At 60.9% G+C, this 21,470-nt stretch carries 20 protein-coding genes; 11 read left to right on the top strand and 9 right to left on the bottom strand.

Translation table 11 applies throughout. From position 1 onward, the window contains the following. Window positions 1-49 precede the first annotated feature (49 nt). Complete coding sequence (locus tag AB4874_RS02845) at window positions 50-2,506, top strand: tetratricopeptide repeat protein (protein WP_368390848.1); 2,457 nt, start codon at window positions 50-52, stop codon at window positions 2,504-2,506. Window positions 2,507-2,623: 117 nt separating this feature from the next. Further along, a complete protein-coding gene (xrtD, locus tag AB4874_RS02840) occupies window positions 2,624-4,204 on the top strand; it encodes a VPLPA-CTERM-specific exosortase XrtD (RefSeq protein WP_368390847.1) in 1,581 nt (526 codons plus the stop codon). 1 nt (window position 4,205) lies between these two features. Here xrtD and AB4874_RS02835 read toward each other — a convergent pair whose 3' ends face one another. Further along, window positions 4,206-4,529 (bottom strand): hypothetical protein, encoded by a 324-nt coding sequence (locus AB4874_RS02835; RefSeq protein ID WP_368390846.1) that lies wholly within the window; start codon window positions 4,527-4,529, stop codon window positions 4,206-4,208. Window positions 4,530-4,677: 148 nt separating this feature from the next. Continuing rightward, window positions 4,678-5,889 (bottom strand): glycosyltransferase family 4 protein, encoded by a 1,212-nt coding sequence (locus AB4874_RS02830; RefSeq protein ID WP_368390845.1) that lies wholly within the window; start codon window positions 5,887-5,889, stop codon window positions 4,678-4,680. Window positions 5,890-6,015: 126 nt separating this feature from the next. Here AB4874_RS02830 and AB4874_RS02825 point away from each other — a divergent pair, with 126 nt between their 5' ends. Continuing rightward, window positions 6,016-6,792: a metallophosphoesterase family protein gene (locus AB4874_RS02825; protein ID WP_368390844.1), complete on the top strand. Its 777-nt coding sequence runs from the start codon at window positions 6,016-6,018 to the stop codon at window positions 6,790-6,792. 91 nt (window positions 6,793-6,883) lie between these two features. On the opposite strand, the gene AB4874_RS02820 is transcribed toward AB4874_RS02825, so the two are convergent. Next, a complete protein-coding gene (locus AB4874_RS02820) occupies window positions 6,884-7,567 on the bottom strand; it encodes a sugar transferase (protein ID WP_368390843.1) in 684 nt (227 codons plus the stop codon). Between the two features lie 278 nt (window positions 7,568-7,845). Next, the gene (locus tag AB4874_RS02815) at window positions 7,846-8,250 is read right to left on the bottom strand and encodes a DUF6314 family protein (RefSeq protein ID WP_368390842.1); all 405 of its coding nucleotides are present in this window, start codon (window positions 8,248-8,250) and stop codon (window positions 7,846-7,848) included. Between the two features lie 75 nt (window positions 8,251-8,325). Between AB4874_RS02815 and purB the strand changes: the two genes are divergently transcribed. From purB to AB4874_RS02785, 6 genes are all read left to right on the top strand, one after another. Then, on the top strand, window positions 8,326-9,630 hold the full coding sequence (gene purB, locus AB4874_RS02810) for an adenylosuccinate lyase (RefSeq protein WP_295536688.1): 1,305 nt from the start codon (window positions 8,326-8,328) through the stop codon (window positions 9,628-9,630). A gap of 78 nt (window positions 9,631-9,708) precedes the next feature. Further along, the gene (locus tag AB4874_RS02805; protein WP_295536690.1) at window positions 9,709-9,861 is read left to right on the top strand and encodes an adenylosuccinate lyase; all 153 of its coding nucleotides are present in this window, start codon (window positions 9,709-9,711) and stop codon (window positions 9,859-9,861) included. A 74-nt stretch (window positions 9,862-9,935) separates the two neighbouring features. After that, window positions 9,936-11,018, top strand: coding sequence for a flagellar motor switch protein FliG (locus tag AB4874_RS02800; RefSeq protein WP_438273432.1), 1,083 nt, complete (start codon window positions 9,936-9,938; stop codon window positions 11,016-11,018). A gap of 201 nt (window positions 11,019-11,219) precedes the next feature. Continuing rightward, a complete protein-coding gene (locus tag AB4874_RS02795; RefSeq protein ID WP_295536693.1) occupies window positions 11,220-11,363 on the top strand; it encodes a hypothetical protein in 144 nt (47 codons plus the stop codon). 107 nt (window positions 11,364-11,470) lie between these two features. Beyond that, complete coding sequence (gene gap / locus AB4874_RS02790) at window positions 11,471-12,472, top strand: type I glyceraldehyde-3-phosphate dehydrogenase (protein ID WP_368390840.1); 1,002 nt, start codon at window positions 11,471-11,473, stop codon at window positions 12,470-12,472. A gap of 234 nt (window positions 12,473-12,706) precedes the next feature. Further along, window positions 12,707-13,429 (top strand): YfdX family protein, encoded by a 723-nt coding sequence (locus tag AB4874_RS02785; protein WP_295530250.1) that lies wholly within the window; start codon window positions 12,707-12,709, stop codon window positions 13,427-13,429. 4 nt (window positions 13,430-13,433) lie between these two features. Here the strand turns inward: AB4874_RS02785 and coaD are convergent, their stop codons facing one another. From coaD to AB4874_RS02770, 3 genes are all read right to left on the bottom strand, one after another. Next, window positions 13,434-13,931, bottom strand: a complete 498-nt coding sequence (gene coaD, locus AB4874_RS02780) for a pantetheine-phosphate adenylyltransferase (protein ID WP_295530253.1) — start codon at window positions 13,929-13,931, stop codon at window positions 13,434-13,436. Window positions 13,932-14,022: 91 nt separating this feature from the next. Further along, window positions 14,023-14,457 (bottom strand): CBS domain-containing protein, encoded by a 435-nt coding sequence (locus tag AB4874_RS02775; protein WP_368390839.1) that lies wholly within the window; start codon window positions 14,455-14,457, stop codon window positions 14,023-14,025. Between the two features lie 72 nt (window positions 14,458-14,529). Beyond that, window positions 14,530-15,447 (bottom strand): LysR family transcriptional regulator, encoded by a 918-nt coding sequence (locus AB4874_RS02770; RefSeq protein WP_295530259.1) that lies wholly within the window; start codon window positions 15,445-15,447, stop codon window positions 14,530-14,532. A gap of 110 nt (window positions 15,448-15,557) precedes the next feature. Here AB4874_RS02770 and AB4874_RS02765 point away from each other — a divergent pair, with 110 nt between their 5' ends. After that, a complete protein-coding gene (locus tag AB4874_RS02765) occupies window positions 15,558-17,057 on the top strand; it encodes a CoA-acylating methylmalonate-semialdehyde dehydrogenase (RefSeq protein ID WP_368390838.1) in 1,500 nt (499 codons plus the stop codon). Window positions 17,058-17,128: 71 nt separating this feature from the next. Here the strand turns inward: AB4874_RS02765 and AB4874_RS02760 are convergent, their stop codons facing one another. Beyond that, the gene (locus AB4874_RS02760; RefSeq protein ID WP_295530265.1) at window positions 17,129-17,872 is read right to left on the bottom strand and encodes a cytochrome c biogenesis CcdA family protein; all 744 of its coding nucleotides are present in this window, start codon (window positions 17,870-17,872) and stop codon (window positions 17,129-17,131) included. A gap of 94 nt (window positions 17,873-17,966) precedes the next feature. On the opposite strand from AB4874_RS02760, the gene AB4874_RS02755 reads away from it, so the two are divergent. After that, a complete protein-coding gene (locus AB4874_RS02755; RefSeq protein WP_295530268.1) occupies window positions 17,967-18,194 on the top strand; it encodes a sulfurtransferase TusA family protein in 228 nt (75 codons plus the stop codon). A gap of 92 nt (window positions 18,195-18,286) precedes the next feature. Here the strand turns inward: AB4874_RS02755 and AB4874_RS02750 are convergent, their stop codons facing one another. Then, entirely contained in the window at window positions 18,287-21,139 is a 2,853-nt protein-coding gene (locus AB4874_RS02750) for an Rne/Rng family ribonuclease (protein ID WP_368390837.1), read from the bottom strand. Between the last annotated feature and the right edge of the window lie 331 nt (window positions 21,140-21,470).

The raw sequence follows: 21,470 nt of genomic DNA, 5'->3' as shown, positions 1-21,470 counted from the left end.
TCGCAAAGCGCCACTCAGAGCGCATGAGTAAATATTGAGGCAAGGGCAGATGGCGCGACACATCGGGGCAAAACCCGCCGTGATCTTGCTTTGTGCAGCACTCGCATTGGCAGGCTGCAAGAGCAAACAGGAAAAAGCGGACGACTATTACCAGTCGGCGATGGCGCTTGTTGCAAAAGGCGACGTGCCCCGCGCCATGATCGAGTTGCGCAACGTGTTTCAATACGACGTCTCTCATAAGGCGGCGCGACGCGAATATGGCGATCTGCTTTTGGCAACCGGGCGCGTGCAAGAGGCCTATGGCCAATATCTGCGCCTGAGCGAGCAATATCCCGATCTGGTCGATCCCCATCGCTTGCTGGCGGAATTATCGCTGCGCTCGGGCAATATGGATGAGGCGCGCCGCCAGATGAACACCACGCTGGATTTGGCCCCCGATGATCCGGGCGCGCTGGCGGTGGGGCTGGCCTTGCAACTGCGCGCGGCAATGGCAGGCAACGAAACCTCGGCCTACGCCGATATCGGTGCCAAAGCCCGCGCCCTGACGCAACGCGCGCCCGATGTCGCGACCGCGTGGCATGTGCTGATTGACACGTTGAATGCGCAGGGGGATCAAGAGGGCGCGCTCAGCGCAATTAAGACGGCGCTGCTTCAAAAGCCTGCGCAATATCGGTTGCAGGTGATGCGGCTTGAACTGCTGGCCGCGCTCAAGCGCAACGATCAGATCGGCGCACAGCTCAAGCGGATGCAAGAGCTGTTTCCCGACGACCCCAAGACCCGCACCGCCCTGATCGCGTGGTATGTGCTGCGCGATGACCCCGATGGCGCGGCCAATTTCCTGCGCAAACTGGCGGGCGATCCGGCCTCGGAAAGCGATGGCTATGTGCAACTGGTGCAATTCCTGGCGCAAAGCCGGGGCGCGCAGGCGGCGGCAACCGAATTGGACACGCTGATCGCGCAGGCCAAGGGCACGCCCAATGCGCGGCTGTTTGGCGCGATGCGGGCCGATCTGGATTTCACCGCAGGCCAACGAGATAAAGCGCTCGCGCGGATGAAAGCGCTGCTCCAAGACGCGCCTGAAAGCGAGCAGACCGACCGGCTGCGTGTGAGCTATGCGCAGATGCTTGATCGCGCCGGACAGCGCAAGGCAGCGCAAACCCAGCTTGACTCCGCTCTCAAAGTTGCGCCCGATCTGGTGCCAGCCTTGCGCCTGCGCGCCCAGTGGTTGATCGATGCCGACAACCCCGAGGATGCGCTCGTGGCGCTGCGCCGTGCCTTGCAACAGGCCCCCCAAGATGCGCCCACCCTGACACTGATGGCGCAAGCCAACATGCGCGAGGGTGCGCCCGATCTGGCCGGCACACTGCTGGCCCAAGCCTATGAGGCAAGCAATCGTCGCGCCGCCGAGGCCCGCAACTACGCTGATTTCTTACTGGATCAGAAACGTCCTACCGCCGCTGCGGCGCTGCTTTCCGAGGCGATTCAGCACAATCCCGATGATCCGGGGCTGTTGCATCGCCAAGCCGATCTGGCGCTGAGCCAGACCGATTGGGCGCAAGCCCAGCGCATCGCCGAGCATCTGGATACGCTGCAACGCCCCGAAGCATCAGCCTTGGCGCAATCCATTCGCGCCGCGATCTTGCTGGGTCGCGGGCAAAGCGATGCGGCGATCGACACGCTGAAATCGCTGGCCGACAGCACCAGCAATAACGGTGCAATTGCCGCCGTCATACAGGCCCAGCTTGCCGCCGGACGGACGGATGCCGCGCGCAGCTACCTTGCCGATCAGCTTACCGCCGCCCCAAAAGATCGCGGATTACGTCTTCTAAGCGCCAATCTTGACTCGCTCACCGGGCACGGGTCCGAAGCCGAGGCAGGCCTGCGCGCGCTTTGCTCTGAGCGCCCCGCCGACAGCCAGCCCGCACGCCAACTTTACCGCCTGCTTGCCGCGGCCGGGCGCGACGCAGAGGCTAGGCAGATCATCGACGCGACCCTGAAGGCGCAAGGCGACGCCCCCGATCCGCTGCTGTTGCTCTATCGCGCGCGCTCGCAGAACAAAGCGGGCGATTATGAGGCCGCCATCGCCACTTATGACGCGCTATATCAACGCAATTCCGACAATGCCGTCTTGGCGAATAACCTTGCCAGCCTGCTCAGCCAGCACCGCGACGATCCCGCCAGCCTTGCGCGCGCCGCCGCCATCGCCCAGCGCTTTCGTGAAAGCCCCGAGCCTGCCTTCAAAGACACCTATGGCTGGGCGGAATATCGTTTGGGCAATTTCGCGCAGGCCGAGCCGCTTTTGGCGGCCGCCGCTGCGGGTTTGCCCGACACGGCCCTGGCGCAATATCACTATGCGATGGTGCTGCTGGCCAGCGGCGACGAGACCACCGCCGCAGCGCAGTTGCAAAAGGCGCTTGATCTGGCCGGAGCTGATCTGCCCGCGCAAATGCAAGACGCCCCTGCCCAATTGGCAAAGCTGCGCGCCAGCGCAAAGCGCGGGAATTAGGGCACAGATCGGCAGGCTTGCCCTGTCTTGGCCACGGTTTTGTCTTTGGCTGAGCCCGGTTGCGCGGTATGATCACATCAAAGGGGCGCATCAGACACCCCGTCAATGAGAGCAGTCATGAGCATTGCAAGCACCAATCTGCGCGCCGCGCGCAGCCTGCCGTGGGGCATTCTTGGGCTGGGCGCGCTGGCGCTGGCCTGCGCCCCATTCTTTGCGTTGGGCTTGCAAAGCCTCGGCGCGGCTTGGTCCACGCCGGAATATAGCCACGGCCCGCTGATCCCCCTGATTTCGCTTTATCTTTTCGCACGCGAACTGCGCCACGCCCCGGCACATTCCAGCCCGCAACACACCCGCTGGCAAGGGGTCGTCGTGATCATCGCCGCGCTGGCTGTGGCGGCGTTTGGCGACCTTGCGCAGATCCCCGATATCGTGACCTATGCGCTGATCGGCTGGCTGATGGGCGTGGTGTTACTGGTCATGGGTTGGCAAGCGGGGCGGCTTCACTGGAAGCCGGTGCTGCATCTGATCTTCATGCTGCCGCTGCCCCAAATCCTGTATTGGAAGCTGACGATCGCGTTGCAACTGATCTCGTCGGAACTGGGCGTGGCGCTGGTACGCGCCTTTGACATTCCGGTCTATCTGTCGGGCAATGTGATTGATCTGGGCGTCTATAAATTGCAGGTCGCCGAGGCCTGTTCTGGCCTGCGCTACCTGTTCCCGATCCTCAGTTTTTCCTACCTGTTCGGCATCCTCTATCGTGGCCCGTTCTGGCATAAGGCGGTGCTGTTTGCGATGGCCGCGCCGCTGACGGTGGGTCTGAACAGCTTACGCATCGGCGTGGTGGCGATCTTGGTCAACAGCTACGGGATCGGGCAGGCCGAAGGGTTTTTGCATGTGTTCGAGGGCTGGGTGATTTTCGGCGCGGCGATTGCGATCCTCAGCCTCACGGCCGTCGGGCTGCAGCGCCTGACGCCCAACCCGCGCCCGCTATCAGAGGCGCTTGATCTGAACTACACCCGCTTCGCCCCCGAGCTACGTCGCCTGACCCAGATCGCTCCGTCGCGCGCGCTGATCGTGGCGCTTGGGCTGGCGGCGCTGGCCAGTGCCGCTTGGCTTGCCCTGCCCCGCCCCGAGGCCCTGTCCCCCGCACGCAGCGACTTTTCGACCTTTCCGCGCAGCATCGAGGGCTGGCAGGGCGAGATGCGCGCGCTTGAGCCGCAAACCGTGCAGGTGTTGGGCGCAACCGACTATCTGAACGCCGTTTATGCCAGCCCCGATCGCAGCGCAGCGGTCAATTTGTTCGTGGCGTGGTATGCCGATCAGACCGGGGGCGCGGGCATCCATTCGCCCGAGGTCTGTCTGCCCGTCGGGGGCTGGGAGGTGAGCAATTTCGGGCCGCGCAGCCTCACCCTGCCCCATCGCGCGTCCTTTGCGGTCAATCGCGCGGTGATCACCAAGGGGCTGAACCGGCAGCTTGTCTATTACTGGTTTGACGAGCGTGGAGTGGCGATGATCAACGATTGGCGCGCGAAACTGTCGGTGATTGTCGATGGTGTGACGCGCGGGCGCACCGATGGCGCGCTGATCCGCTATGTCACGCCGATTGGCCCGGGCGAAAACGTGTCGGTGGCCGATGCGCGGTTGACGCAGTTCATCGCGCACAGCCTGCCCGGGCTAGGGGCTTACGTTCCAGATTGAGTTACGAGCCAGCCCCGCTTGAGGCCTCCCAGCAATGCGCGATCGACTGCTGGGTATCAAAGACCAGCGGGCAGCTTTGTGCCACTTTCATCGCCTGATCCACCAGCGCATCGGCGCGCTCAGGCGTCAGCCCGATGGCCAGCGCATGGGCTACCGGATCATAGGCGGCGCGCCCCGTAATCTCTTCCGTGATCTGGTTCAAGGCCGTATCCGCGACCTCGACGGGGGCAATCTGGCGCAAATCGCCCGCCCCCGCCGTGCCTGCCACAATGACACCCAACAGCAAGGCAACAGCCCCGAAGCCCATATGTCTGTTTCGCGTCATATCAGCCCCCCAGCGGATAAATGCCCCGGCAAGCAGGGGCGCGTTGGGAATATTTGTGTCTAGATTGCGGCACCTATCAAGCACAAATGCGTCAATATTTGGCTAATTTCTCGCGCGTTATGAAACAATCACCCCAGAAATGGGCGCATTATTTCCCAAACTTGGAGAATATCCGATCATAGGCCGCCAAAAGCTGCTTGGCCGAGAAATCCCAAGCCAGCGATTCCAGCACCCGCTTGCGCCCCGCCTGCCCGATTTCGCGCGCCGCCTCGGGCGCATCAATCAGCGCCGCGATCTGGGCGGCGAAATCACTTGGATCATTGGCACGGGCATAGCGCGCCGCCTCGCCCGCCGAGGCCCGCCCCTCGGTCAGATCGAACTGCACGAGCGGTTTTTCCAGCGTCATATATTCCATGACCTTGTTCATGGTCGAAATGTCATTCATCGCGTTTTTCGGATCGGGGGCGACGCCGATATCAATCGCATTCATCGCCGCCAGCATCTCATCGCCATAAAGCGGCCCGGTGAAAGTGACGTGATCAGACAGCCCACGCGCAGCGACATCGGCCTGCACCATCGGCACTTCGGGGCCAAACCCCACGATCACCAGATGCACATCCGAATGGCCCAGATCGCGGATCAGGATCTGCAGAGCCTCGATCAGAAGGTCCATCCCCTCTTGCTGACCGATCACCCCGATATAGCCGAGCACCGTTTTCGCGCCGTGGCGATAGCGAACATCGCCCGGACCGGGCAGAAAGGTTTCAACACGCGGGGCAGAGCGCACGACGAACACATCCTCGGGCGCCATTTTGCCGCGCGCGATGGCGATCTTGCGAAAGCTCTCATTGGTGGCCATCGACACGGACGCGCAGGCGAATGTGATACGCTCCCAACTCCGCATCACGCCCCAAAGCAGGCCCTTTTTGTTAAATTTCGCCTCGAACAGTTCGGGGCAGACATCGTGGTGATCAAACATATAGCGCACGCCCGCGAGCCGATAGCGCAGTGCGAGCAGCCAGATCAGATCGGGCGGGTTGCAGCCCTGAATGACGTCAAAACCACGCTCGCGCCGCACCACGCGGGCAAGGCGAAACCAGTGCCAGATCGCGTGGCCATATTCGCGCGCATAGGCCACCGCGCCCGAATGCGCCTCGGGCGGGGCGGGATGGCGATAGATATGGATGCCCTCGATCACCTCATAAGGCGCATCCCACCCCCGTCCCATCGGGCAGATCACCGACACCTGATAGCCCGCGCCCGCCAGGGTCGTCGCCTCCAGCCAGACGCGTCGGTCCAGCGGCACGGGGAGGTTTTCCACCACGATCAAAACGCGCCTGCCCGCTGTTTCGTGTGCCATTGCTCGCCCCTTGCTTGCAGCGGTTTGTTGCCCACCTTTGCGTGAGCCCCTTCCGCTTTATCCTGAACATGGTTATGTCGCCAAAACACACGGGATTCCAGCCCTGCGCGAGAGACCCTTTCAGACATGTTCACCACATTGCTCAATAAGTTCGCGCGCCCCGCCAAAAGCACAGCGCCCCCCGGCCTGCCCCACCCGCAAGACCCGGTCTGCGTGATTGGCGATTTGCATGGGCGTGCCGATTTGCTGGACGCGATGTTCGAGCGGATCAGCGACCAGCCCGGATCAGAGCGCGCGCGTGTCATCACGGTGGGCGATATGATTGATCGGGGGCCTGAGAGCGCGCGGGTGCTGTCGACGTTGCAGGCCGCGCAACGGGCCGCGCCTCAGCGCATGATCTGCCTGATGGGCAATCATGAACGCATGATGCTGGATTTTCTGATCAGCCCAGATGCGCAGACAGTGCGTTGGCTGAAACTGGGCGGGGCGGCGACCCTGCGCAGTTACGGCCTGAGCCTGCCGGATATGACACGTCCCGACACGGATGCACTGGACGCGTTGCGCATGGATCTGGCGCGCGCAATCGGTCCCAACCTGCTTAGCTGGCTCGATTCCCGCCCGCTCTATTGGCGTGAAGGCGGGCTTGCGGTGACCCATGCGGGGGCCGATCCCTATCACCCGTTGGAACGCCAAAACCCCGATGCGTTGCTTTGGGGGCATGCGCGGTTTGGCACAGCTCCGCGGCGCGACGGGCTATGGATCGCGCATGGTCACTGGGTGGTAGCCGAGCCCTTTGTCGATCGCGGACGTGTGGCGCTTGATACCGGGGCCAGCAAATCGGGGCGGTTAAGCGCGGCATGGTTTGACCGCAATGGTCTGAAGTTTCTAACCATTCAGGGATGACATGCAAAAGCGCCCCAATATCGGGACGCTTGCAGATCGCTTGAAAGGGAAAATCACGCCGGAAGACCGTGATCCTTTGGAAGCCACTTGATCACTTGCCAGTTTGTTTGAACACCACCGCGACGGTCATCAGGCACAACATCACATCATTCATCAGCGACATTTTCGCGTAATAGCGCTCGTCAAAGCGGACACGATCCACGAAGGCGCTGGAGGAACGACCCACCACCTGCCACAGCCCGGTGATGCCCGGACGCATCCGGTAATAGGCGCGGCCCATCGCATCCTGATAGGTCGCTTCTTGCGAGGCCAGGAAGGGGCGCGGGCCGACAAGGCTCATCGAGCCAAACAGTACGTTGAAGAATTGCGGCAGCTCATCAAGGCTGGTGCGGCGCAAAAACGCCCCGATACGGGTAATGCGCGGATCATGGACGAGCTTCTGGTTCACTGCCCATTCTTGGGCAATCGCGGGATCAGAATCGCACAGCGCTTTCAGCTTTGCCTCGGCATCCACCACCATCGTGCGCAGTTTCCACATTTTGAAACTCCGACCGTCACGCCCGATCCGGGGTTGGGCGAAAAACGCAGGCCCGCCATCAAGCCAGACCAAAGCCGCCAGCACCAAGATCAGTGGCAACAGCACCGGTATTACAGCCAGAACCATCGCGATATCAAACATCCGCTTGCCAACAGCACGGTAGGGCGCAGCACCTGCAAAAGGCGCATGCACAACCGTCTGGCTTTTCAGCGCGATATTGGTGGTGAATTCGCTCATGGCCTGTGTCCCAATCCTAACCTCAGCGGGGGCTATTCCTGCCACCCTTCACCGATGCGTTATGGTTAGAGAATCGTTCAAATCTGTGGCCAAAGCGGACAGATGTTGCGCCTCTTTCGCGGCAAATGTGGTTAAGTAAGCCTTGATTTTTGCGATTTTCTTACAAAAATATCATTTTAAATCAACAATATAACTCATTTCACGCAATTGTGGCACGACAGTGAACGCACTAAGGCCGCGCCCCGCTTGCCCGTGTTTTTCGCACGTCACTTGCGCACTCATTCGCCCGCGTAGTGCGACTCCATTACGTAATCTTTGCGCGGGCCATGCACGCGCCACACGGTCTGCCATTGGGGCCAGTGATCAAAGCCATAGGTTACATGATAGGTGTCAGGATCACACCAATGCTGGGCCTCTGGGCGAGCCGGGTCGACGTGATGAAATGCGCGGCCATCTTCAAAACTGACGGCAATGCCAGCCCCATCGGCGTGCCAGAGATAGCAGCGCTCTGCGTGAAACCGCGTGCCCTCGGGCAAAATCAGATCGCCGCTCTCGCGATAATGCAGCCCGCCCGTGCGCGGCGTGAACACCGCCCTACCCTGTAAGCGCGCGACACGGCCATCGCTGTGACGGATCTGGCGCCGCAACACCCACGCGCCTTCAAAATCGCACAGCTTGATCATCACCGCTCCCTTGCCCCAAAGGCAGGCACAGTCTAACAAGCCGCCTAAACCACCTGCAATCGAAAGGCCGCGCCCATGATCCCGCGTTATTCCCGCAAAGAGATGGTCGATATCTGGGAACCTGCCAGCAAGTTCAAGATCTGGTACGAGATCGAGGCCCATGCCTGCGACGCTCAGGCCGATCTGGGCGTGATCCCGCGCGAATCTGCACAGGCTGTCTGGAAGGCCAAGGATGTGGAATTCGACGTCGCGCGCATCGACGAAATCGAGTCCGTGACCAAGCATGATGTGATCGCCTTCCTGACCCATCTGGCTGAACATATCGGCTCGACCGAGGCGCGATTTGTCCATCAGGGCATGACCAGCTCGGATGTTCTGGACACGACCTTCAACGTGCAGCTGGTGCGCGCCACCGATATCCTGCTCGCCGATATGGACCGCCTGCTTGCCGCGCTGAAAAAGCGCGCGTTTGAGCATAAAGACACCGTGCGCATTGGGCGCAGCCACGGCATTCACGCCGAACCGACCACGATGGGGCTGACCTTCGCGCGCTTTTACGCCGAAATGGATCGCAACAAGAACCGTCTGGAAAAGGCCCGCTGGGAAGTGGCCACCGGCGCGATTTCCGGCGCGGTCGGTACGTTCGCCAATATCGACCCGGCGGTTGAGGAACATGTCTGCGAAAAACTCGGCCTGCGCGTTGAACCGATTTCAACCCAAGTGATCCCGCGCGACCGTCACGCGATGTTCTTTGCCACCCTAGGTGTGATTGCCTCGAGCATCGAAAACGTCGCCATCGAAATTCGCCACATGCAGCGCACCGAGGTGCTTGAGGCCGAGGAGTTCTTCTCCAAGGGCCAAAAGGGCAGCTCGGCGATGCCGCATAAACGCAACCCGGTGCTCACGGAAAACCTCACCGGGCTGGCGCGTCTGGTGCGCATGGCCGTGGTGCCCGCGATGGAGAACGTGGCGCTTTGGCATGAGCGCGACATCTCGCATTCCTCGGTCGAGCGCGCGATCGGCCCTGACGCCACCGTGACGCTCGATTTTGCGCTCAACCGTCTGGCAGGCGTGATCGAAAACCTCGTGATATATCCTGACAACATGCTGGCGAACATGAACAAATTCAAAGGCTTGGTGATGAGCCAGCGGGTCTTGCTGGCGCTGACGCAGGCGGGTGTGTCGCGCGAGGACAGCTACAAGCTGGTGCAGCGCAACGCGATGAAGGTCTGGGAAAAGGGCGCTGATTTCCGCGAGGAATTGCTGGCCGATGCCGATGTACGCGCCGCGCTAAGCGAGGATGAGATCAACGAAAAATTCGATCTCGGCTATCACACCAAACACGTGGACACGATTTTCAAGCGCGTTTTCGGGGAATAATCGCGACTACGTGATCTGACACTGGTCTCAAGGCGGTGATTCGGCTTACGCTGGGTCATCAGCCAAGGGAGATCCGTGATGACTAGAACGATTCTTGCCGCCGCCGTCCTTATCCTTGCACCGCTTGCGGCCAGCGCCGATTGCATGCGCGAACATCAAGCCTCGATGTCGTGCCCGCAAGGCCATGTCTGGGACAAAGACGCCAAGTCCTGCGTGTTGCAAGCCAGCTAATTCCGGTTTTGCTAAGCTGGCATTAACCGACCCTGTGCCACCTTGATCGAAAGATTCAAGGGAATCGGAGAACGTTGGTGAACGCAGTCGCAAAATTGCAGCCTCTCGGCCAATTGGCAGGGATGGGAGGGGCACCCGGACTTATGGCTCCAAGCGCTCCAGCCACTCTGACACGCAAGCAAAAGGCCGCCATCGTGGTGCGCCTTTTGGCCACTGAGGGGCTGAAACTGCCGCTCAGCGATCTGAGCGATGATCACCAAACCGAACTGACAGAGGCGGTTGGCAGGTTGCGCCTGATTGATCGCGACACTCTCAGCGCCGTGGTGGATGAATTCTGCGCCGAGCTGGAAGCGGTTGGGTTTGCCTTTCCCGGCGGTCTTGATGGTGCGCTGACCCTGCTGGACGGACAGCTTTCCCCATCGGCCTCGACACGTCTGCGCCGTCTCGCCTCTGGCAGTTCACGCGCCGACCCGTGGGAACGTATCACAGGCCTCTCCGCCGAACTGCTCCGCCCCGTTCTCGAAGAGGAAAGCGTTGAGGTTGGCGCGGTCATGCTGTCCAAGCTGTCTGTCGCGAAAGCTGCGGAATTGCTGGGGCTTTTGCCCGGCGACAAGGCACGGCGCGTGGCCTATGCGGTCTCTCTCACCGGCAATGTCGCGCCAGAAACCGTGCACCGGATCGGGCAGGCGCTATCGGCACAGCTGGACGCGCAACCCGCCAAGGCGTTTGATACTGGACCAGTGGAGCGCGTCGGCGCGATCCTGAACTATTCCGCATCCAGCACCCGCGATTCGGTGCTCAAAGGGCTTGACGAGGAAGATCAGATTTTTGCCGATCAAGTGCGCAAGGCGATCTTCACATTCGCCAATATTCCCGCGCGGATTGATCCGCGCGACGTGCCAAAAATCCTGCGTAATGTCGATCAGGCCCGTTTGGTCACCGCATTGGCAGGGGCCAAGGGCGCACTCGAAGCATCGGCGGAGTTCATCCTGACCAATATGTCCCAACGCATGGCGCAATCCTTGCGCGACGAGATGACTAATCTGGGCAAAGTGAAGGAAAAGGATTCCGAAGAGGCGATGGGCGAAATCGTGGCGGCGATCCGTGAAATGGAATCCGCTGGCGAAATCTTCCTTGTCGCCGAGGACGAGGCCTAGACACACGCATCCGCCTACCCCTTCTCTCGCTGGCCGCAATCTATTAACGTCACATCAGAACAGACTGATTTGCTTGGTTGATTGCTGCGCACGCGTCTGCTCTTTCAGAGAGAAAGACCCACCCCGCACAGCGCCTCCTTGGCGCAGCAGACGGGGCGGGCATAGGGGACGCTTCGGCAATCGGGGCGCGAAGGGACAGTGATGACCGATCGGATTGCGCTTTGGCTGGGGGCCATCCTGATAGTGCTGATATTGGCGGATATATTCCTCAACCAAGGGCAGGCTTTGCTGTTTTTGGGCCGAAGAATCGCTGATCTCGTTCAATATGTCGCATTCTGGCGCTAGCATACACGTCTGACCGGTTGACCTTTCGCCTTAAAGGCGTTTGTTAACCGCAACGGGATTTCTGCCCGCGCAACTCCTTGCAGGGCAGCCAGCCAGAGGAGAAGGACATGACCGTCAAAGTTGCCATTAACGGCTTTGGGCGCATTGGGCGCAACGTGTTGCGCGCGATCATTGAATCGGGGCGCACCGATATCGAGGTGGTCGCGATCAACGATCTCGGCCCGGTGGAGACCAACGCGCATCTGCTGCAATTTGACAGCGTGCATGGCCGCTTTCCGGTCGATGTGAAAACCACCGCCGACACGATTGATGCAGGCCGTGGGCCGATCAAGGTCACCGCGATCCGCGACCCCAAGGAACTGCCCTGGGGGGATGTCGATATCGCGCTGGAATGCACCGGCATCTTCACCGCGCGTGAAAAAGCGGCCTTCCATTTGGAAAACGGCTCAAAACGCGTGCTGGTTTCGGCCCCGGCTGCGGGCGCGGACAAGACCATCGTGTTTGGCGTCAATGACGGCGTGCTGACGAGCGACGATCTGGTCGTTTCCAACGCAAGCTGCACCACGAACTGCCTGTCGCCCGTGGCCAAGGTTCTGAACGATGCAATCGGGATCTCCAAGGGGTTCATGACCACGATCCACAGCTATACCGGCGATCAGCCGACGCTGGATACGATGCATAGCGATCTCTATCGCGCACGCGCCGCGGCGCTGAGCATGATCCCGACCTCGACGGGCGCTGCCAAAGCGGTAGGTCTGGTGCTGCCGGAACTCGCAGGCAAGCTGGATGGCGTCGCGATCCGCGTGCCCACGCCCAACGTCTCGGTCGTCGATCTGGTGTTTGAAGCCGCGCGCGACACTTCGGTCGAAGAGGTCAACGCCGCGATCCGCGCGGCCGCCGATGGCCCGCTGAAAGGCGTGCTGGGCTATACCGATAAGCCCAATGTTTCCAGCGACTTCAACCACGATCCTCATTCCTCGATCTTCCACATGGACCAGACCAAGGTGATGGATGGCCGGATGGTGCGGATCCTGAGCTGGTATGACAACGAATGGGGCTTTTCCAACCGCATGGCCGACACCGCCGTCGCGATGGGCAAGTTGATCTGAGCAAGCCGGGGGCCAGCCCCCGGACCAAGCTGACGCGATGAGGGGGCCCGGTTGCGGCCCCCTCTTTTTTGCCCATCACGCGCGCCTCACAGGTAGCGCACGGTTGCTCACCCGCGATGCCCCCAGCTTGAAAAGGGTTGAGCGAACCAGATCCCGCCCCAGACGTTTCTCAAATATCCAAAGCGGCACTGGGCTGCCTTGGACGTAACCCATCTTTGTAAAGGGATTTGAGTCATGAAACGGAACACCACATTGCTCGCCTTGGCGATGTCCGGGGCGCTTATTGCAGGGCCCATGAGCTATATCGCGCCCGCTTTTGCAGGCTCCACGCCCGCCGCCAGCACGCAAACCAAAGACTCTGTCGCCAAAGCCACCGCAAGTTCGGCCAACAAACAACTGCTGACCACAGTCAATGATGCCTATACGTCGATGCGCGATGTGCGCGCGGCGCGGCTTGCCCTGTTTGACGGCAATACCGACATGGCCGGCAAGATGACCAATGACGCGATCGCCAAGATGAAGTCAGCCCAAGCCTCTGAGGCGAAATGGGGCGTGACATCGAAAGCGGGCAAACAGGGCGTCACCTATGTGCCCTTTGACAGCTCAATCGCACTGGGTGAAGATTTCTCCGTCACGCCGGATAACGCCAAAACGGTGAGCAAAGCCAATGACCAGATGGCCAAAGGCGATGCGAAAGGTGCTGCGGAGACGCTTAAATCCGGCGATATCGCAGTCTCGCTAAGCGCGGCATTGGTGCCTACGAAACTCTCGCTGACACATCTGCAAGATGCCGCCAATCTGATCAAGAAAGGCAGCTATTACGAGGCCAATCTTGCGCTCAAAGGTGTTGAAGAAGGCGTGGTGATTGACCAATGGGCGCTGAACGATCTGCCCCAACAGGCCGGAAACACGCAAACGTCGCAAACCACCACGCCAAGCGCCAAAACAGCGGGCTAAGACTTTAGTCCTTTGAATAGGCTTGCGAAATAGCTTCGCGCACGGCGGGGGTTACGAATTTCGACACATCCCCGCCGAGCCGCGCGATCTCTTTGACCAGCTTGGAAGCAATCGCCTGACGGCGCGCATCTGCCATCAAGAACACCGTCTCGATCTGCGGATCCAGTGCCCGGTTCATCCCAACCATCTGAAATTCATATTCAAAATCGGCAACGGCGCGCAGCCCCCGAATGATCACATTGGCCCCAACATCGCGGGCGCAATCAATCAGCAGATTCTCGAACGGATGCACAACGATCTCACCGCCACATCGCGCGGTGATAGCGCCGCATTCGGCCTTGAGCATCGCCACCCGCTGTTCAAGCGTGAAAAGCGGCCCCTTGTCACGGTTGATCGCGACGCCAATCACCAACCGGTCCACCAGCGCCAAGGCGCGTTCGATGATATCGATATGACCAAGCGTGACCGGATCGAATGTTCCGGGATACAGACCGATGCGCATGGCAACCCTCCTCTAAGTCCCCGTTTTCGGGTGCGCGCACGCAACTATATTGCGCACCCGAATGCAAGACCATTGTTGCCGCGACGCAGCATCAGTTGCCCATGATCATGCCGGTGAGCGCTTCTTTTTCCATATGCAGCTCGGCCAGGCGCGCCTTGACTACATCGCCGATCGAGATCACGCCGATCATCTCACCCTTGTCGCGCACCGGCATGTGGCGGAAACGCCCTGCGGTCATGCGCTCCATCACCTCATCGGTGCTGTCCATCGGGCCACAGCATTTGATCTCGCGCGTCATCACATCGGAGGCCTTGAGCGTCAGGCATGCCGCACCGCGCCGCGCCACTTCGCGCACGATATCGCGCTCGGACACGATACCGGCGACATTGTGACCATCGGCCAACACAACCACCGCACCGATCCGTTTGGCCGACAAAGTCGCCACGACATCGGCCAAACTGGTGTCCGGCGTCACCGTGATCACCGATGTTTGGCCCTTATCCTTTAAAATTTGCATCACTTGCATGGCGGTCTCCCTGAAACTTCTCGTTGAATCAAGCGTCTCACCGCGAAGAGCGGTTTGTCAACGGAAAGGCGATCACGGCGTCGCCAGAGTTGTATCAGCTGCACGACGCTCCAACCGGGAAACCTCGTCGCGCAAGCCCTGCCCCAGCGCCTCGGCAAAGCGCGTCAGCCGTTCCGAGCGTCGGTCATCCGCGTGACGGATCAGCCAGAAAGCACGCTTGAGCGAGACCTCATCGGCCAGTACCCGCACCACACCGGGCGCAAAGGGAATGGCAAAATCATGCACGATGCCAATCCCCGCCCCGCTTTGCACCATGCGCGTCTGCACCGAGGCCGAGTTTGAGGCCAGCCCAACCACCTGCGCCTCAGTTTCGGCAAAGTAATCAAGCTCTTTGTCGAAAATCATGTCGGGAATATAGCCGATCATGCGATGCGCGCGCAGATCGCCCTTACAGGTCAGCGGCGCCGATCTGGCCAGATAATCGCGATGCGCGGCGAGATGCAGGTGATAATCGGTCAGCTTTTGCACCGTCAGCCGCCCCGCCGTCGGGCGCGACACGGTGATCGCCATATCGGCCTCGCGCTTGGAGAGGTTGAACACCCGGGGCAGTGCCACGATCTGGATTTCCAGCCCCGGGTTGGCGTCTGAAATCTTGGCGCAAACCTGTGGCAGCAGGTAATTCGCACAACCATCGGGCGCACCGATGCGCAACTGCCCGCTCAACTGGCCCGCGGTGCCCGACAGCTCTTCTTGCGCGCCCCCAAAGGCCTGCTCGGCGGCCTCGGCATGGGGCAACAAACGGTCCCCCGCCTCGGACAGCGCATAGCCCTGCGGCGATTTCACGAACAGCTTGGCCGACAGCGCTTCTTCGAGGCGCGCGACGCGCCGCCCCACCGTCGCGGCATCCAGTTTCAACGCGCGCCCCGCCCGCGACAGGCTTTCTGCCCGCGCCACAGCCAGAAATATGCGCAGATCATCCCAATCGAGCATCACTCACCTTTGCAAAACTGCAAAACGCTTTTGAGTTACTTCCCCTTTTATCTACATTTTCGCAAGGCTATTGTTATGCCAAACCACAAACCCTTTTGGAGGAGAACCCAATGGAAGAGATCGGTCACTGGATCAACGGCAAGCGCGTTGCAGGCACGTCGGGCCGCTTTAGCGATGTCTACAACCCCGCCACTGGCGAAGTGCAAGCGCGCGTAGCGCTGGCCTCTCCGGCGGAAATCGACGCCGCTGTCGCAGATGCCGCCAAGGCGCAGCTGGATTGGCAAAAGGTCAATCCGCAGCGCCGCGCCCGCGTGATGATGAAATTCGGCGCGCTGATCGAGCGCGACATGGACAAGCTCGCCGAAGTTCTCTCGCGCGAGCATGGCAAAACCCTGCCCGATGCACGCGGCGATGTGCAGCGCGGTCTTGAGGTGATCGAGGTCTGCATGGGCGCGCCTGCTTTCCTCAAGGGCGAATTTACCGGCGACGCCGGCCCCGGCATTGATCTGTATTCGATGCGTCAGCCGCTGGGCGTCGTGGCGGGTATCACGCCGTTCAACTTCCCCGCGATGATCCCGCTGTGGAAAATGGGCCCAGCCCTGTCCTCGGGCAACGCGATGATCCTCAAACCGTCCGAGCGCACGCCCAGCACGGCGCTTATGCTCGCTGAAATCGCTCAAGAGGCCGGTCTGCCCGATGGCGTCTTGCAGGTGATCAACGGCGATAAAGAGGCGGTCGATACGATCCTGGATCATGAAACCGTTCAGGCGGTCGGCTTTGTCGGCTCGACCCCGATTGCGCAATATATCTACGGTCGCGCCGCCAATAACGGCAAGCGCGCGCAATGTTTCGGCGGTGCCAAGAACCACATGCTGATCATGCCCGATGCCGATATGGACAAGGCCGCCGATGCGCTGATCGGTGCGGGTTTTGGCGCGGCGGGCGAACGCTGCATGGCGATCTCGGTCGCAGTGCCGGTGGGTGACGCAGCCGCAGACGCGCTGATCGAACGCCTCGTGCCGAAGATCGAAAAGCTCAAAGTCGGCCCCTACACGGGTGGCGATGATGTCGATTACGGCCCCGTCATCACCGCAGCCGCCAAAGAGCGCATCCTTGGCCTGATCAACTCGGGCGTCGAGCAAGGCGCGAATCTGGTCTGTGATGGCCGCGACTTCAGCCTGCAAGGCTATGAAGACGGCTATTTCGTCGGCCCGTCGCTGTTTGACAACGTCACCCCCGAGATGGACATCTACAAAGAAGAAATCTTTGGCCCCGTCCTGTCGATGGTGCGTGCGAAAACCTATGAAGAGGCGCTCGATCTGGTGATCGACAACCCTTATGGCAACGGCACCTCGATCTTCACCGCTGACGGCGACACCGCACGCGACTACGCCGCGAAGGTCAATGTGGGCATGGTCGGCATCAACTTCCCGATCCCGGTTCCGCTGAGCTATTACACCTTCGGTGGCTGGAAAAAGTCGGGCTTTGGCGATCTTAACCAATATGGCCCCGACGCGTTCCGCTTCTACACCAAGACCAAGACAGTCACGGCGCGCTGGTTCTCGGGCATCAAGGATGGCGCGAGCCTGAACTTCAAAGCGCTCGACTGATCGCGCCCCCGATACAAACGAAAAGGCCGCGCATCACGCGCGGCCTTTTCCTTTATCGCTAACCCAAACGACTATCCAAGCTTTGCCAGCCCCGGGAAAGTATCAAGCAGCCAGAAACTAATGTTCGAGAACGCATTGGTCAGCAGCAAAATCCCGACAATCACCAACAACGCGCCCATCGTTTTTTCGATGATGCCCATGTAGGGCTTGATGCGGTTCATCACGCCAATCGCGCGCTGGATGAACAGCGCCGCCAGTAGGAACGGAATCCCCAGCCCCAGCGCATAGACCGCCAGCAATCCGGTGCCGCGCGCCATATCCCCGCCTTGTGCTGCAATCGACAAGATCGCACCCAGTTGCGGGCCGATGCAGGGCGTCCAGCCAAAGGCAAAGGCCAACCCCAACACATAAGCGCCTAAGCTGGAGCCGCCGCGATCCCCTGCGTCCAGCCGCGCCTCACGGTCGAGAAATCCGATCCGGAACAGGCCAAGGAAATGCAGGCCCAGCACGACAATCACACCGCCCGCGATACGCCCGAACAGCACCTGATTGGTCAAAAAGAACCGCCCGAAAGCCGAGGCCGTGAAGCCGAGGAACAAAAACACCGTCGACAGGCCCAGCACAAAGAAGATCGCAGGCACGACAGCCGAGCGTTTCCCCTCGCGCAGCTCGCCCATGCTCACCCCGCCCATATAGGCCAGATAGGGCGGCACAATGGGCAGCACACAGGGCGACAAAAATGACAAAAGACCCGCAGATAACGCGACAAACGCGGCGGGCAGGAAGGCGGCACTGGCAAGATCGATTCCAAACATGCCACAGCCTTACCCTATCGCGCAGGCGCGGTCACCTGTCCGTGAGATAACAACCTCGTGGACAAATCGGCGCGCGCGGCCTAATGCGATTTTCATGAGCGATACCCTAGAGATCGACGCGCGTGGCCTGCTGTGCCCGCTGCCCGTTTTGCGGCTACGCAAGGCGCTGGAGGGGCGCGCCCCCGGCACTTTGGTGCGCCTTGAGGCGACCGATGGCGCCAGCTGGGTCGACGTACCCCATTTTTGCGCCCAATGCGGCCATACGCTGATCTCGGCCGAGGATTGGGAGGGCGTGAAGGTCTATTTGGTGCGCAAGGGCTGAGGCCGCCCCGCCCACGGCGGACATGTGCCCCCACCCAATAGCAAAAAGGCCGGGCGCTGTGCCCGGCCTTTTACATGTTTCACAGCGCGATCTTAACCCCGGCTCCACCAGCCGCGACGGCGGGATTTGGCGGGCTCGGGCTTTGTCTCAACCATCGTGTCGCCTTGCGGAATCTCGATGGGGGCCTCGGGCGGTGCCTCGGGAGGCATCTCCACCGGCGCTTCGCTTGGCGGGGTTGCCGGGGTTTCGTCAGGCACCTGCACCGGCATTTCGCTGGGTGCGGGCGGGGTTTCGACCGGCGCATCCGGCTGCGGCGCAGGCGGCGTTTCAACCGGTGCGTCGGGCTGCGGCGTTGCAGGAACATCCGGCGTTTCAACAGCTTCGGCAGCGACCGGCTCGGGCTTTTTACGCGTGCGCGTCCGGCGTTTCGGCTTGGGGGCCTCTTCAGCCACCGGAGCCTCAGCCTCGCCTTCAGCCACGGCGTCGGGTTCAACCTTCTTGCGCGAGCGGGTGCGCCGTTTCGGCTTAGGTGCCTCTTCCTCGGCAGCCGGTTCAGCCTCCTCAGTCGCAGGCGCGGCCTCGGCAACGGCCTCTCCCTCAGTCACAGGGGCTTCGACCTTCTTGCGCGACCGCGTGCGACGCTTGGGCTTGGGGGCCTCTTCAACGGCCTCTTCGCTCACAGCAGCCTCAACCGGGCTCGCAGCAGGCTGATCCGCCCCGTCCGCTTGCACCGCATCAGCGGCGTTTTGCGAATCGCTCTCGCCCTCGTCGCCATTCTGCGCGCCCTCGTCGCCATTGCCGCGCTTCTTACGACGACGACGACGACGTTTTTTCTTGGGCTGATCGTCTTCACTCAGCTCGGGCGTTTCGGCCTCGGCCTCAACGATTTCCGCCTCTTCAACGGCCTCATCCTCTTCATCCAGATCAATCTCAGCCATCAGGCTTGCCGTGGCAGACACCACCGCGCTGGAGACTTCGGGCACCAGACGGGTCGCGGTTTTCAGCTTTTCCATCGTGAAGTCGGGCGAGATCAGATCGGGGGCCGCTTCGATGCGCACGGACATGCCATAGCGCGCCTCAATCGAGGCGATATGTTCGCGCTTGGCGTTGATCAGATAGTTGGCCACGGCCACCGGCGCACGCACCAGAACCTCGCGCGAGCGTTTGCGCGTGCCCTCCTCTTCGATCGCGCGCAGAACCGACAGCGCGAGACTATCATCCGAGCGGATAATCCCCGTGCCATGGCAATGCGAGCACGGCTGCGTGGTGCTTTCCAGCATCCCCGGACGCAGACGTTGGCGCGACATTTCCAGCAGACCAAAGCCCGAGATGCGTCCGACTTGAATGCGCGCACGGTCGGTTTTCAGCTTGTCTTTCAGACGCTTCTCAACCGCGGCATTGTTGCGCCGCTCATCCATGTCGATAAAGTCGATCACGATCAGACCGGCCAGATCGCGCAGGCGCAACTGGCGGGCCACCTCTTCGGCGGCTTCAAGGTTGGTCTTGGTTGCGGTTTCCTCGATCGAGCCCTCTTTGGTGGCCCGGCCCGAGTTCACGTCGATCGCCACCAGCGCCTCGGTGATCCCGATCACGATATAGCCGCCCGATTTGAGCTGCACGGTCGGGTTGAACATGCCCGTCAGATAGCTTTCGACCTGATAGCGCGCGAAAAGCGGCAGCGATTCCTGATAATGCTTCACGTTTTTGGCGTGGCTCGGCATGATCATGCGCATGAAGTCTTTGGCCACGCGATAACCGCGCTCGCCCTCGACCAGCACCTCGTCGATCTCTTTCGAATACAGATCACGGATCGAGCGTTTGATCAGATCGCCTTCTTCATAGATCGGCGCGGGGGCGATGGATTTCATCGTCAGATCGCGGATCTGCTCCCACAGGCGCATGAGATATTCGTAATCGCGCTTGATTTCCGTCTTGGTGCGCTGCGCGCCAGCGGTGCGCACGATCAGGCCCGCGCCCTTGGGCACGTCGAACTCACTGGCGATTTCCTTGAGCTTCTTGCGGTCTGCGGCATTGGTGATCTTGCGCGAAATGCCACCGCCACGCGCGGTGTTGGGCATCAAGACGCAGTAGCGACCGGCAAGCGACAGATAGGTGGTGAGCGCCGCGCCTTTGTTGCCGCGCTCTTCCTTGACGACCTGCACCAGCATGATCTGGCGCACTTTGATGACTTCTTGAATCTTGTAGCGGCGTGCGCGGGCCTTGCGGGGCGTGCGCATTTCTTCCTGAACGTCCTCATCGGCAATCGATTCAATGCCGCTGTCTACGGCGCGTTCGGCGGCGTCACTGTCGTCATCGTCTTGCGTGTCATCGTCGGAATCATCGCTGGACTCGTCATCGCTGGCGTCAGAGTCGGCTTCATCAGCAACAGGAGCCTCTGCAACAGGCGCATCCTCGGCGGGGACATCTGCTGCGACGGTTTGCGCGCCATCATCTGTCCCGACCGGAGCGGCCACAGCTTGCGCCGCATCGCCATCCTGCGCGTCGTCGGCCTCGTGATCGACAATCGCCATGCCCGGAATTTCGTCCGAGCTGACGACGGCCTCATCGTTCGTGGCCTTTTCGGCCTTGGCCGGACGGCGCGAGCGGCGGCGGCGCGTCGGTTTGGGTTTGTCTTCTTCGGCCTCGGCGGCCTCAGCCAACTGACGCTCTTCCTCGATCAGAGCCTCACGGTCAGCGACCGGGATTTGATAATAATCGGGGTGGATTTCCGCAAAAGCGAGAAATCCGTGACGATTGCCACCGTAATCGACAAAAGCGGCCTGGAGCGAAGGCTCCACCCGCGTTATTTTTGCCAGATAGATATTGCCGGCGAGTTGCCGTCTGTTGATGGTTTCAAAGTCAAATTCCTCGACCTTGTTGCCGTCTGCCACCACGACGCGGGTTTCTTCCGCGTGGGTTGCATCGATAAGCATCTTCTTTGCCATGTAATTCCATTGCCCATGCCCTTGGCGCCAAACCCGGAGGGTCCAACGTACAAGCAGCATGATGTGTCCATGAGGCGATGGGCGGGCGGCACAGGCAAGCGGGCGCGGCCATTTCTGGCCCACCCTTGATCATTTGCCTCAGCTCGACACGCATCATCGCGGTTCTTTCCCAGGCGCACGGTTGTTCCGGCACCCCATTCATAACCTCCTTGCCCTGAAATCGGCAGAGGGAGGCAAACTAGCGGCCTTGCGGCCAATCGGTTGATCCAAAACACGCGCCACCTGCGCGTATTTTGCGCATCGGGGCTGCTTGGAGATCAGCGAATTTCGG

Origin of the sequence: Thioclava arctica, from assembly GCF_040892615.1 — a bacterium.
GTDB classification, from domain to species: domain Bacteria; phylum Pseudomonadota; class Alphaproteobacteria; order Rhodobacterales; family Rhodobacteraceae; genus Thioclava; species Thioclava arctica.
Note: the sequence above shows the minus strand (reverse complement) of the source record. Positions and strands in the feature narration are given on the sequence as shown.